11 protein-coding genes are annotated in these 13,959 nt (G+C 52.1%); 6 read left to right on the forward strand and 5 right to left on the reverse strand.

Annotated elements, in window-relative coordinates; all coding sequences use genetic code 11:
• Positions 1-152: 152 nt before the first annotated feature.
• Both dapE and DY231_RS06030 read right to left on the reverse strand, forming a co-directional pair.
• Positions 153-1,280 (reverse strand): succinyl-diaminopimelate desuccinylase, encoded by a 1,128-nt coding sequence (gene dapE / locus DY231_RS06025; RefSeq protein WP_115627635.1) that lies wholly within the window; start codon positions 1,278-1,280, stop codon positions 153-155.
• A 4-nt stretch (positions 1,281-1,284) separates the two neighbouring features.
• A complete protein-coding gene (locus DY231_RS06030; RefSeq protein WP_115627636.1) occupies positions 1,285-1,641 on the reverse strand; it encodes an ArsC family reductase in 357 nt (118 codons plus the stop codon).
• Positions 1,642-2,052: 411 nt separating this feature from the next.
• Between DY231_RS06030 and ypfM the strand changes: the two genes are divergently transcribed.
• Positions 2,053-2,112, forward strand: a complete 60-nt coding sequence (gene ypfM / locus DY231_RS06035; RefSeq protein ID WP_087867655.1) for a protein YpfM — start codon at positions 2,053-2,055, stop codon at positions 2,110-2,112.
• A gap of 100 nt (positions 2,113-2,212) precedes the next feature.
• On the opposite strand, the gene acrD is transcribed toward ypfM, so the two are convergent.
• The 3 genes from acrD to narQ form a co-directional block, all read right to left on the reverse strand.
• The gene (gene acrD, locus DY231_RS06040) at positions 2,213-5,329 is read right to left on the reverse strand and encodes a multidrug efflux RND transporter permease AcrD (protein ID WP_115627637.1); all 3,117 of its coding nucleotides are present in this window, start codon (positions 5,327-5,329) and stop codon (positions 2,213-2,215) included.
• 136 nt (positions 5,330-5,465) lie between these two features.
• Entirely contained in the window at positions 5,466-6,110 is a 645-nt protein-coding gene (gene narP, locus DY231_RS06045; RefSeq protein ID WP_115627638.1) for a nitrate/nitrite response regulator protein NarP, read from the reverse strand.
• 32 nt (positions 6,111-6,142) lie between these two features.
• Positions 6,143-7,858: a nitrate/nitrite two-component system sensor histidine kinase NarQ gene (gene narQ / locus DY231_RS06050; RefSeq protein WP_115627639.1), complete on the reverse strand. Its 1,716-nt coding sequence runs from the start codon at positions 7,856-7,858 to the stop codon at positions 6,143-6,145.
• A 196-nt stretch (positions 7,859-8,054) separates the two neighbouring features.
• Between narQ and aegA the strand changes: the two genes are divergently transcribed.
• The 5 genes from aegA (at position 8,055) to napB (ending at position 13,958) form a co-directional block, all read left to right on the forward strand.
• On the forward strand, positions 8,055-10,052 hold the full coding sequence (gene aegA / locus DY231_RS06055) for a formate-dependent uric acid utilization protein AegA (RefSeq protein ID WP_115627640.1): 1,998 nt from the start codon (positions 8,055-8,057) through the stop codon (positions 10,050-10,052).
• Positions 10,053-10,282: 230 nt separating this feature from the next.
• On the forward strand, positions 10,283-10,774 hold the full coding sequence (gene napF, locus DY231_RS06060; RefSeq protein ID WP_115627641.1) for a ferredoxin-type protein NapF: 492 nt from the start codon (positions 10,283-10,285) through the stop codon (positions 10,772-10,774).
• Complete coding sequence (gene napD, locus DY231_RS06065; protein WP_115627642.1) at positions 10,764-11,027, forward strand: chaperone NapD; 264 nt, start codon at positions 10,764-10,766, stop codon at positions 11,025-11,027. The genes napF and napD overlap by 11 nt, the downstream gene beginning before the upstream one ends.
• Complete coding sequence (napA, locus tag DY231_RS06070; RefSeq protein WP_115627643.1) at positions 11,024-13,510, forward strand: nitrate reductase catalytic subunit NapA; 2,487 nt, start codon at positions 11,024-11,026, stop codon at positions 13,508-13,510. The genes napD and napA overlap by 4 nt, the downstream gene beginning before the upstream one ends.
• A 10-nt stretch (positions 13,511-13,520) precedes the next feature.
• Entirely contained in the window at positions 13,521-13,958 is a 438-nt protein-coding gene (napB, locus tag DY231_RS06075; RefSeq protein WP_115627644.1) for a nitrate reductase cytochrome c-type subunit, read from the forward strand.
• The last annotated feature ends 1 nt before the right edge of the window (position 13,959 follow it).

Raw genomic sequence — 13,959 nt, forward strand, 5'->3', positions numbered from 1 at the left:
CCTCTTTCGCCTTCTTTCTTGACGTTGTCGCGGCGTTAGCTGCACTCACTTACCCGAACCACTTACTCAAGTAAGCTCATCGGGATAAGCTCCCTGGCTGCCTTGCTACAACGCCAATTAATTTGGCGATTGTTAATGTTAATTGCGACCTGTCAGGCGACAAGCTGCTCCATAATACGTTGATACATACGGGCAAGAAGTTGCAGGTCAGCGGCGTTAACACACTCATTAATTTTATGAATAGTCGCGTTCACTGGCCCCAGCTCCACCACTTGCGCCCCCATCCGCGCGATAAAGCGCCCATCGGATGTGCCGCCAGTGGTCAACAGTTGCGGCCTGATTTCATTATAGTGCTCAACTGCATTCACTACCGCATCCACTAACTTTCCGCGTGATGTCAGGAACGGTTGACCTGAAAGCCACCAGTCCAGCGTGTAACGCAACTCATATTTATCGAGCAGAGCAATCACGCGCTGTTTGATATCTTCGTCGGTCAACTCAGTGCTGAAACGGAAGTTGAACTGGACGAACATATCACCTGGAATCACGTTGTTACTGCCGGTGCCTGACTGAACATTGGCTATCTGCATACTGGTCGCCGGGAAGAATTCGTTGCCTTTATCCCACTCAATCGTGACTAACTCGTTCAACATGGGTGCTGCGCGGTGAACCGGGTTATCAGCCAGATGCGGATAAGCGACGTGGCCCTGCACACCATGAATCGTCAGGTTGCAAGTCAATGAACCACGGCGGCCGTTCTTCACGACATCACCCACGACTTCGGTACTGGACGGCTCGCCCACCAGGCAGTAATCGAGCCTTTCGTGGCGCGCCATCAGCGTTTCGACGACTTTTACCGTGCCATTTTTTGCACTGGCTTCTTCATCGGAAGTAATCAGGAATGCCAGACGACCTTTATGGTGCGGGTACTGTGCAACGAAACGCTCGGCAGCCACTACCATCGCCGCCAGCGAACCTTTCATATCAGCAGCGCCACGGCCAAATAACATGCCATCGCGAATAGTCGGTTCAAACGGCGGGTTAATCCAGCGGTCAGCGTCACCAGAAGGCACGACATCGGTATGACCAGCAAACGCCAGCGTTTCGCCTTTTCCTCGCCATGCCCAGAAGTTTTGTGTGTCGCCAAAATCCATATGCTCGATGGTAAAACCGATGGCACGTAGTCGCTCAATCATCAGCGCCTGGCAGCCAGCGTCGTCAGGGCTGAGGGAAGGGCGGCGGATAAGCTGTTGCGTCAGCTCAATAACCGGGCAAGACATAGGACTATACCTCGTTGATAAACTGCTGATAGTTCGATTCATTGAAACCCAGCAGCATAGGCTGCCCTGGCGCGTAGAGCAATGGGCGTTTGATGATTGCTGGCATTTCGAGCATCAGGTTGGCTGCGGTTTGTGCATCCGTAATGCTTGCGCGATGCGCTTCGTCGAGTTTACGCCAGGTCGTCCCACGCGTATTTAGCAAAGCTTCCCACCCAAGTTCCGCGATAAAACTATTCAATAATTCAGCATCAAGGCCGTCAACGCGATAATCATGAAATTGATATTCCACACCTTGAGTTTCCAGGTAACGTCGGGCTTTCTTGATGGTGTCGCAGTTTTTTATACCGTAGAGAATTATCACGGAGTTAATCCTTATCTTTAAAAAATGATTTTTTATGCAGGTAATCAGAATAATTAAAATGATAAAAAAGTCGCAAGGAAAAATATAACCTGGTTGCTACTCTAAAGGTTAGGTAATAGTATTTTTTTTCCGGGTTGATTAATTACTCACCATTCACTGCAACACCTTTCTGATCCTCTGGTTGCAGCGACAAGTCAGATCTTTCGTGACTTCCAGGGCGAATTCTTAAAGTAGATGAAACATTTTGTTTCAGGTGCTTTGTCACATTTTTAATTACCTGTTCAGCTAATAATTAAGCCAATACGCAGTCGACTCTCAATATTTGATGATAGCCAGTGAAGCCGCAAGGTAACGTGGCTTCACTCCAGGGAAGGGATTACGTATAATGAGAATAGAAATAGAGAGGCGGTTATGATTGAACACGAACTAGGGAACTGGAAAGATTTCATTGAAGATATGCTTCGTAAATGATCTGACCGGGTATAAAAATCTCAAGGGCATGATGCTCTTATTTTCAATATTCCTTTGAGCCAAACAAAAAGCGACCCGTTTAAGGTCGCTTTTTTGTTGGTTAGTTTTCAGAATGTTCTTTGAGCGGGAATCTTCTGCGTACCAGCACGAAGAATAACGGTACGAAGAATATAGCCAGCACTGTCGCCGAAATCATTCCGCCCATCACCCCGGTCCCAACTGCGTGCTGGCTACCGGAACCTGCGCCGCTGCTGGTAGCCATCGGCAGGACACCGAAGATAAATGCCAGTGAGGTCATTAATATCGGGCGTAAGCGCTGACGGCAGGCATCAAGTGTTGCCGCCACCAGTTCACGGCCTTGCGCATTCATATCGTTGGCAAACTCAACAATTAATATGGCGTTCTTGGCGGCAAGACCGATGACCGTCAACAGTCCTACCTGGAAGTACACATCGTTTTCCAGGCCGCGCATCCATGTTGCCAGCAGTGCACCAATCACGCCCAATGGCACCACCAGCATCACCGAGAAGGGCACCGACCAGCTTTCATAAAGTGCCGCCAGACACAAGAACACCACCAATAACGAGATGGCGTACAGCGCCGGAGCCTGCGCCCCAGATAGCCGTTCCTGGTAAGACATTCCCGTCCATTCGAGGCCAAAACCGGTCGGTAACTTCTGCACCAGGGTTTCCATCACTTGCATCGCGGTCCCGGTACTGACGCCCGGTGCCGCTTCACCAACAATTTCTAATGCGGAATAGCCGTTGTAACGTTCAAGGCGAGGCGAGCCGGTTTCCCAATGCGAAGAGGCAAACGCGGAGAAAGGCACCATTCCGCCATCTTTATTACGTACGTACCACTGGTTAATGTCTTCCGGCAGCATGCGGTATTTCGCCCCCGCCTGCACATACACCTTTTTCACACGACCACGATCCATGAAATCGTTCACGTAGCTCGAACCCCAGGCGGTTTGCAGCGTGTTATTGATATCATCAATAGATACGCCCAGCGCCTGCGCTTTACGTTGATCGATATCGATCTGCATTTGCGGGCTGTCGTCTAAACCATTGTGGCGAACGCGGGTCAGCAACTTTTCGTCGCCAGCCATCTCCAGCAATTGATCGCGCGCCTGCATTAACGCATCGTGACCGGCACCCGCGTGATCCTGCAATTCCATATCAAAACCTGCCGCGTTCCCTAAACCGCTTATGGCTGGTGGGCTGCTGGCAATCACGCGCGCTTCTTTTATCTCACGGAACGCTTTGGTTGCCCGTTCGATAATGGCAAACGAACTGGCCGTTTTCGGGTCGCGTTCATCCCAGTCTTTCAGGCGCACAAACATACGAGCCACGTTTTGCCCGTTACCACCTGGGCCTGAACCGATGGTCGCAAACACCGACAGCACGTTATCTTTCTCTTTGGTCAGATAATACTGCTCGAGCTTTTCAACCACTTTGGTGGTTTGCTGCTGCGTGGCGCCGCTCGGTAATTGTATTGAAGTGGTGAATACACCCTGATCTTCCAGCGGCAGGAAGGAGGTCGGCAAGCGCAGGAACAAGAACACCATGCCGCCAATCAGCAGCACATAAATTAGGATCCAGCGCAGGCTGTGCGCCAGAATCTTGCCAACACCCGATTCATAACGCGCCGCATTGCGGTTAAACATGCGGTTAAACCAGCCGAAGAAACCTTTCTGGCCGTGATGTTCACCTTTATGCAGTGGCTTTAAAATCGTGGCGCACAATGCGGGAGTCAGGATCATCGCCACCAATACCGACAACACCATGGCCGAAACAATCGTTATCGAGAACTGGCGGTAAATCGCCCCGGTGGTGCCGCCAAAAAAGGCCATAGGTACAAACACGGCGGAAAGCACCAGCGCAATCCCGACCAGTGCACCCTGAATCTGGCCCATGGATTTTCGGGTTGCTTCTTTGGGCGATAATCCTTCCTCGCTCATGATGCGTTCAACGTTTTCCACTACCACGATGGCGTCATCGACCAATAAACCGATGGCCAGAACCATCGCAAACATGGTCAGGGTGTTGATGCTGTAGCCGAAGGCATAGAGCACGGAAAACGTCCCCAACAGCACCACCGGTACGGCAATGGTGGGAATCAGCGTGGCGCGGAAGTTTTGTAAAAACAGATACATGACGAGGAATACCAGCAGGATGGCTTCCAGCAGCGTTTTCACCACGTCAATAATCGAGGCTTTCACGAATGGCGTGGTTTCGTAAGCGATTTTCGCTTCCAGACCATGAGGGAAATATTGCGATAACTCTTCTATTTTGGCGCGAGCGAGCTTATCGGTTTCCATCTCGTTAGCACCCGACGCAAGTTTAATCCCAAGGCCCGACGCGGGTTGGCCGTTGTAACGGCTGAGGAAGTCATACTTCTCGGCACCCAGCTCAACTTCTGCCACATCGCCTAATGAAACCAGGGAACCGTCCTGATTGACTCGCAACGTAATATCTTTGAATTGCTGTGGCGTTTGCAGCAGCGACTGGGAGTTAATTGTGGCGTTCAGTGCCTGCGTATCGACCGAAGGTGTGCCGCCCAATTGACCGACGGCAATTTGCGCATTCTGCGATTTAATCGCATCCACCACGTCTTGCGTGGTCATCTGGTAGCTGGTGAGTTTGGTCGGATCAAGCCAGATACGCATCGAGTATTGCGAACCATAGGCGTCTACGTCGCCCACGCCATTGATACGGCTGATCGGGTCCTGAATATTACTGGCAACATAATCGGCGATATCTTGCTTATCCATGCTGCCATCGGTGGAAACAAAGGCCACCATCAAAATATTGGTATCACCCGTTTTCCTGACGGTTACCCCCTGGGTTTGCACAGCCTGCGGCAACTTACGCAATGCGGATTGCAACTGGTTTTGCACCTGCTGCACCGCTTCGTCAGGATCGGTCCCGGCTTTAAAACTCAGCGTAATAGTAGCCTGGCCGGTGCTGCTGCTTTGGGAGGACATGTACATCATGTTGTCCAGCCCGGTCATATTCTGCTCGATAACCTGCGTTACCGTGTTTTCAAGGGTCTGTGCAGATGCACCAGGGTAGTTTGCAGTGATGCGCACATTCGGCGGCGCGAGGTCAGGATATTGCTCAACGGGAAGCGAAAAAATGGCGAGCAGGCCGGTGAGGCACAAAATAATGGCCAACACCCAGGCAAAAATGGGGCGATTGATAAAGAAATTCGCCATTCAGTCAGGACCTCGTCAGTACTTCAGATTATGATTTTTGGGTAAGCCGTCACTGTAGCCTTAACTGCAAGTCCAAACGTGGAGAAATTGAGGAGATAATGTAAATTATCTTCGTCCTTTGTAGTGCCTGAGCGGCCTAAAAGCCCCGACTTTCAAGGAAGAGCACCGTCGCCGCAACTCGAGATCGCACCTGAAGTTTACGCAGCAAATTGCGAATATGAACCTTCACCGTTTCTTCTGAAATATGCAGACCGGAGGCAATTTGCTTATTTGATAAACCTCGGGCGACTTCCTGCAATACGTCCAGTTCGCGTTCTGTCAGTACGGCGAACGGGTCGTCGCTGCGCTTATCGGTTCCGCGGTTGCGTAAATATTCCGCGACCTGCTCGCTGTAAGCTTCGCCTTCGGTGGCCCCACGGCGAATATCATTGAGCAACACATCGGGTTCGCTATCTTTGAGTAAGTATCCGTCGGCACCCGCATCAATCAGTGTGAAAATATCGCTGCGCGAATCAGAAACTGTTAGCACGATAATGCGCGCACTGACGCCGTCACGGCGCAGCGCGTTTAACGTATCCAGCCCGCTCAAACCTTTCATATTCAAATCGAGCAAGATCAGGTCGGGCGCCAGACGGTTAGCCATGCTAATCGCTTCGGCACCGCTGCTGGCTTCACCCACCACGCAAAAAGTGTCATCAATTTCCAACAATTGGCGAATGCCACGGCGCATTAACGGATGATCATCGACGATTAATACCTGACAGACAGTTTGCTCACTCATAACAACTCCCAATATTGGTCACATTATTATCGTTATAGATCTATGGGGTTTTCATGCGCCGCCAGACCTGCGGACGGCGAATGAAAATTCATCGTAATCAAAGTCCCACCTTGCGCGGGGCGGGAAATAGTCAACTCGCCACCTAATCGAGCAGCGCGTTCATGCATAATATTTAACCCGTAATGCCCTTCAGGTTCCGTCAGGCTGACAATGCCCAGGCCATCATCAAGAATATTCACCGTATGAATTCCTGATGCGGATGTATTACAGCTTACGGATATTTTACGGGCTTGCGCATGTTTAATCGCGTTTAAAACGCCTTCACGGATAATCTGCAACAAATGCACCTGTTGGGAGGCATCCAGCGCCTGAGTCGGAATATCACAATCAAGCGTAATGATGGCATCGGTCTGGTTGCGGAGCGGGGCAATCATCTCTTGTAACGCAGAGGGTAAATCGGCCTGCTGGAGTGTCAGACGGAACGTGGTCAGTAATTCGCGTAACTGGCGGTATGCGTCATTCAGCGCCTGGGAGAAATCATTAATAATGCGCTGCGCAGGCTGGTTTTCAGCTGGAACCGTGCGTTTTAAAAGCGTCAGTTGAATGCGCAAATAAGAGAGCACTTGCGCCAGTGAGTCGTGTAGCTCCCGGGCAATCGTCGCGCGCTCTTCCATCAACAGCAACTGCTGATAATGTTTTTGCGCCTGGTTGAAATACAACCCGCGCCCCAGCATGTTTGCCAGGCTTTGCATCAGCGGCAGTGGCGGAACGCCCGCTGCTGCCTGCCAGCGCAGTAATCCTAACTCTTTTTGCTCAAGAACAATCGGCAAGGTCTGCCATGACTCGCTGTCTTGCTCTTCACCGTCCTGAATTTTCCAGTTTTCGCCAGTTTTCATCTCCAGATAATTAACCGGCGTTTTCTGGCGTACCTGTTGCAAAACGCGCTCGAAACACTGTTTATCGATAGTGCTGACGGTCAGCGCTTGCGAGCAGGCGTACAGCACTTCCAGGGTGCGGTTCGCCTCCTGCAAATCCCGGGTTTTTTCTTGCACGCTTTCTTCAAGCGTCCGATAGAGTTTTTGTAACTCGCCCGACATGCGCGTGAACGTTTGTGACAGTAGCCCCAGTTCGTTGGGCAATTGTGTATTCAAAGGAGGGTAATCAAATTCGCCACGCTCAATGGAGGCACTTGCTTCCATTAATTTATTGAGCGGGGCGACAACCTGATGGCGAAAACGGCGCAGTGTGAAAAACACCAGGGTGAAAATCGCAATAAAGCCGACCACTGAGGCGAAAACCACCTGCATCATTTTGCGCTCGGCATAATGCTGAAGCGCCAGGACAAATAAGTCGATTTGCTCCACGTAGCCGGAAATATGCGCCTGATACCACGCTAAATCTCCGTTGCGAATATGCTCCTCCATCTCCAGCCAGGCATAATTAATCACTTTGAAGCGATCCCGAACTTCGGCTGGCACCCAGAATTTCTCCGTTTTCAATAAAGCCGGAGAACGCAGCGACTGGGCATATTGCTCAAGATGCTTCTCTAATTCCCTGCGGTCGCCCTGCAAATCATAACCCAGACGATAACTTTGCATGCGCAATGAACCGGCTACGTTTACGGCTTCGGCGTCACGTAAACTGCTGGCGAGCGTCAGCATCGCAATGCCTGTGGAAAGCAGCGATAGCAGAACAATGCAAAAGAAGGCGCGGGCCAGGCTCGTTGAAACCGAGCGTTTTACTATCACCTGTCAATATCCTGAGAATTATGGAGGAGGAAACGATGTTTCATTAAACACGAAAAGAAATTGATCCGTACCAGGTTATTGTCAGATTTCAATGCAAACTGGGCAAATGACCATTGCCAGTTAATAGTTTGCCAGGTCATAACATATCCCCATAAAAAATAAGCCTCCTGTTTGTAATAACGGGCAAAGGGGTAAAATGAATCGTTTTGTTCTTGCCAATGCTCAGCAGTGTATCGGGTGTCATGCTTGCGAAGTTGCTTGTGTGATGGCCCACAATGAAGAAAAGCATGTTCTGACCAGCCAACAATTTCAGCCGCGTATTTCGGTGATAAAGCATGAAGGACGGCGCAATGCCGTGACATGCCGCCATTGCGAAGATGCCCCGTGTGCCAGCAGTTGCCCTAATGAAGCCATCAGGCGAGTAAGCGACAGCGTGCAGGTGAATCAGCAAAAATGTATTGGCTGCAAATCCTGTGTGGTGGCGTGCCCGTTTGGCGCGATGCAAGTTATCACCGTTCCATTGAACGATGGGCGTTCTGTGAAAGCCAATGCCCATAAATGTGACTTATGTCAGCACCGTGAAAGTGGCCCAGCCTGCGTAGAAAATTGCCCCAGCAAGGCGCTGAAATTAATCAACAGTGAAACCCTGGCTGCACTGGCGAAATCCCGACGTTTACGCTCGGCGGCGCAAGAGTCGCAGCCGTGGCACAGCACCGCGCAGCAAATGGCGCAGCAGCAATCATTCGGGGCGGATTTAACCAAAGCCAACAAAATGCGCACCACGCCGGCACGCCAGGACCCGGACAAAATTGAGCTGGTACGGCGCAAAACAGGCTTCGACGAAATCTATTGTACCTTCGATAAAAACCAGGCGGAAAGCCAGGCTGACCGCTGCCTGAAATGTGGCAATCACAGTATTTGCGAGTGGACTTGCCCGCTGCATAACCATATTCCGCAGTGGATTGAGCTGGTCAAAGAGGGGCGCGTGCTGGAAGCAGTAGAACTTTCACATCAGACCAACTGCCTGCCAGAAGTCACCGGGCGTGTTTGCCCGCAAGACCGCTTATGTGAAAGCGCCTGTACGCTCAAAGATGAATATGGCGCAGTCACCATCGGCAACATCGAACGTTATATTTCCGATAATGCGTTTGCCAGTGGTTGGACGCCGGATCTTTCTTATGTGAAACCGACGGACCGCCGCGTAGCGGTGATTGGCGCGGGGCCAGCCGGGCTTGCCTGTGCCGATATTCTGGCGCGTAACGGTATTAAAGCGACGGTGTTTGACCGCCATCCGGAAATCGGTGGCTTGCTGACGTTTGGCATTCCGGCGTTCAAGCTGGATAAATCGCTGTTAAGCCGTCGCCGTGAAATCTTCAGTGCGATGGGCATTGAATTCAAACTGAATAGCGAGATTGGCCGTGATATCTCGTTGCAACAGGTTTTGGCCGATTACGACGCGGTGTTTGTCGGCGTGGGGACGTATCGTTCCATGAAAGCCGGGCTGCCAAACGAAGACGCACCAGGCGTTTACGACGCGTTGCCGTTCCTGATAGCCAATACTAAACAGGTGATGGGTTTACCGGAGCTTGAAGACGAGCCGTACATCAACATGGCAGGCAAGCAAGTGGTCGTCCTCGGCGGCGGTGATACGGCGATGGACTGTGTGCGCACCTCAATTCGCCACGGCGCGGAGGAAGTCACCTGCGCTTATCGCCGTGACGAAGCCAACATGCCTGGTTCCAAAAAAGAGGTGAAAAATGCCCGTGAAGAAGGGGCGCTGTTTGAATTTAACGTCCAGCCGTTGAACATTGAGCTGAATGAAAGTGGGAGTGTGATGGGGATTCGGATGCTGCGCACCCAAATGGGTGAACCGGACGAACAGGGCCGTCGCCGCCCGGAGCCTATTGCCGGTTCTGAATTTGTCATGCCAGCGGACGCGGTCATTATGGCGTTTGGTTTCCACCCACACGGTATGCCGTGGCTGGAGGAGCACAGCGTCAAACTGGATAGCTGGGGCCGAATTATCGCCAGCGTTGAAGACAAAATACGTTTCCAGACCAGCAACCCGAAAATTTTTGCTGGTGGCGATGCGGTGCGCGGTGCCGACTTAGTTGTGACCGCAATGGCGGAAGGGCGTCACGCCGCTGCGGGGATTATGGAGTATCTAAACGTTGTGCCTCAACGCGTGAATTAATCGACAAACTCACCCCGACGTAAAGCCGGGGTGAGTGTTTGTTTTACAAACCGAATTCCTTTTTGATCCCACACCGGTATTTACCCCTAAAGGGTGATGCCTCTACCACCCCTTCGTCACATAACGTATCACCTAATAAAAACCCGTAGAAAACTACGGAAATAACACAGAAGTGTTTGCCGATTTCTTGCATGACGAAATCTGGCACTTGTGATGCAAGGATGTGCTTTATGGCTAATTTTTCCCGACGTGGATTACTCACCGGGAGCTTTCAACGCTCCTCGACAGCTTTTCGCCCGCCCTGGAGCGGGGACGAACAACATTTTCTGGTGGATTGCACGCGCTGCAATGCCTGCTTATCAGCCTGCGAAACCCGTGTGTTAAGACGCGGCCAGGGCGGATACCCCGAAGTTAACTTTGAGCGCGGCGAATGCACATTTTGCTACGCCTGCGCGCAAGCCTGCCCGGAGAAACTGTTTCTCACGCGTGAGGTTTCACCCTGGGAACATACGTTATCGATTGGCGATAATTGCCTGGCTAAAAACAGCGTCGAATGCCGTAGCTGCCAGGACATCTGCGAACCACAGGCCATCTCGTTTCGCCCGTCATTATTGGGTATCGCACAACCTTTACTTAACCACACCGATTGCACCGCCTGCGGGGCATGCATCTCCGGTTGCCCGGTTTCCGCCATCACGATGAGGCACGTAAATGCAAGCTAACTGGCACGTCGCAGGCCTGGTTGTTCAGGCCCAACCCCAAAATATTCTTGCGGTGAGCACCGCATTAAACGAGCTACCGGGCAGCGAAGTCGCGGCAAGTGATGCTGAACACGGCAAATTGGTGGTGGTTATGGAAGCAGAACGTAGTGACGTGCTGCTAAATCAAATTGAGTCGGCACGCAATATTGCGGGCGTGCTGGCGGTGTCGCTGGTTTATCACCAGCAGGATGAGCAAGGTGAGGAAACACCATGAAACTCAGTCGTCGTAGCTTTATGAAAGCGAACGCTATTGCAGCCGCGGCGGCCGCCGCTGGCCTTAGCGTACCGAGCATTGCCCGTGCGGTTGTCGGGCAACAAGATGCCATTAAATGGGATAAAGCCCCGTGCCGTTTTTGTGGCACCGGTTGTGGCGTATTAGTCGGCACTCAGGATGGGCGTGTGGTGGCAAGCCAGGGCGACCCGGATGCGCCGGTTAACCGTGGCCTGAACTGCATCAAAGGCTACTTCCTGCCAAAAATCATGTACGGAAAAGACCGTCTCACGCAGCCGCTGCTGCGCATGAAAGACGGCCAGTACGATAAAGAAGGCGAGTTTGCTCCCATCACCTGGGACCAGGCCTTCGACATCATGGAAGAAAAATTCAAAACCAGCCTGAAAGAGAAAGGGCCAGAAGCGGTCGGCATGTTCGGCTCCGGGCAATGGACGGTTTGGGAAGGTTATGCCGCATCAAAATTATTCAAAGCGGGTTTCCGTACCAATAACCTCGATCCTAATGCACGCCATTGTATGGCCTCTGCGGTGGTCGGCTTTATGCGTACCTTTGGTATGGATGAGCCGATGGGTTGCTACGACGATATGGAGCAGGGCGATGCGTTCGTGCTGTGGGGATCGAACATGGCGGAGATGCACCCGGTTTTGTGGTCCCGTATCACTAACCGCCGCCTGTCGAATGAAAACGTTGAAGTCGCAGTGCTTTCTACCTTCCAGCATCGTAGTTTCGAGCTGGCGGATAACGGCATGGTGTTTACGCCACAAACCGACCTGGCAATTCTTAACTACATCGCCAATTACATCATTCAAAACAATGCCATCAACGAATCATTCTTTAAACAGCATGTGAATCTGCGTAAAGGCGTGACGGACATTGGCTATGGCTTACGCCCAACGCATCCGTTAGAAAAAGCCGCTAAAAACCCGGGTTCTGATGCTTCCGAACCGATGAGTTTTGAAGATTACAAAGCGTTCGTTGCCGAGTACACGCTGGAAAAAACCGCGCAGATGAGCGGCGTGCCAGAAGACCAACTCGAAGCGCTCGCGAAGCTTTATGCCGACCCGAATAAGAAAGTGATTTCTTACTGGACGATGGGCTTCAACCAGCATTCCCGTGGTGTGTGGGCCAACAACCTCGTTTACAATATCCACCTGTTGACCGGCAAAATTTCCCAACCAGGCTGCGGGCCGTTCTCGCTAACCGGGCAGCCATCTGCGTGTGGTACGGCGCGTGAAGTGGGAACTTTCTCTCACCGCCTGCCCGCTGACATGGTGGTGACGAACGAAAAGCACCGCCAAATCGCAGAAAACATGTGGCAACTGCCTGCGGGAACCATTCCTGCAAAAGTCGGTTTACATGCCGTAGCACAAGACCGTGCGCTGAAAGATGGCAAACTCAATGTCTACTGGGTGATGTGTAACAACAACATGCAGGCCGGGCCGAACATTACCGAAGAGCGTATGCCAGGCTGGCGCGATCCGCGCAACTTCATCATCGTTTCCGATCCATATCCGACGATCAGCGCCCTGAGCGCGGATTTGATCCTGCCAACCGCCATGTGGGTGGAAAAAGAAGGCGCATACGGTAACGCCGAACGCCGCACTCAATTCTGGCGTCAGCAGGTTAAAGCGCCGGGCGAGGCGAAATCCGATCTCTGGCAGTTGGTTCAGTTTGCGAAGCGCTTCAAAGTCGAAGAAGTGTGGCCTGCGGAACTTGTCGATCAAAAACCAGAATATCGCGGTAAAACGCTGTTCGACGTGCTTTTCGCCAACTCTAACGTCAGCAAATTCCCGGTGACTGAACTGGCCGAAGGGCAGTTGAATGACGAATCCTATGAGCTGGGTTTCTACCTGCAAAAAGGGTTGTTCGAAGAGTACGCCGCATTTGGCCGTGGCCACGGGCACGACCTTGCGCCGTTTGATGATTATCACAAAGCACGCGGCCTGCGATGGCCGGTGGTCGATGGCAAAGAGACGCTCTGGCGCTACAGCGAAGGGCATGACCCTTACGTGAAAGCGGGTGAGGGTTTCAAATTCTATGGCAAGCCAGACGGCAAAGCGGTGATTTTCGCGCTGCCATTTGAGCCAGCGGCTGAATCCCCGGACGAGGAATATGACCTGTGGTTATCCACCGGACGCGTTCTGGAACACTGGCATACCGGCAGCATGACGCGCCGCGTACCGGAGCTGCATCGTGCGTTCCCGGAAGCACTGCTGTTTATCCATCCGCTTGATGCCAAAGCGCGTGATTTGCGCCGTGGCGACAAAGTGAAAGTGCTGTCGCGCCGTGGTGAATTGATTTCGATTGTCGAAACACGTGGCCGCAACCGTCCGCCGCGGGGACTGGTGTACATGCCGTTCTTTGACGCCGCGCAACTGGTGAATAACCTGACGCTGGATGCAACCGATCCGCTTTCCAAAGAGACGGATTATAAGAAATGCGCTGTGAAACTGGCGAAGGTGTAAGGGGGATATCATGAAAAACAGAATGTTATTCAAATGGATGGCTGCATTGACGCTGCTGATCAGTGGTGCGCTATGGGCGGCAAACGGGGTTGATCTCACGCAATCACCAGAAGTTTCCGGTACCCCGGAAGGCTCAGTCAAAATGCCAAAACAGCAGGGACGTATGGCGCTGAACTATGTGAATCAGCCGCCAATGATCCCGCACAGCGTTGACGGTTATCAGGTTTCCAAAAACACTAACCGCTGCCTGCAATGCCATGGCGTTGAGCATTACCGCACGACGGGCGCACCGCGAGTCAGCCCAACGCACTTTATGGACAGCGACGGTAAAGTGCTTTCTAACGTCGCACCGCGCCGTTATTTCTGCCTGCAATGCCACGTTCCACAAACCGATGCGGCACCGATTGTCGAAAACACATTCACGCCGTCTAAAGGCTTTGGAAACTAGA

The organism is Buttiauxella agrestis, from assembly GCF_900446255.1.
Taxonomy (GTDB): Bacteria; Pseudomonadota; Gammaproteobacteria; order Enterobacterales; family Enterobacteriaceae; genus Buttiauxella; species Buttiauxella agrestis.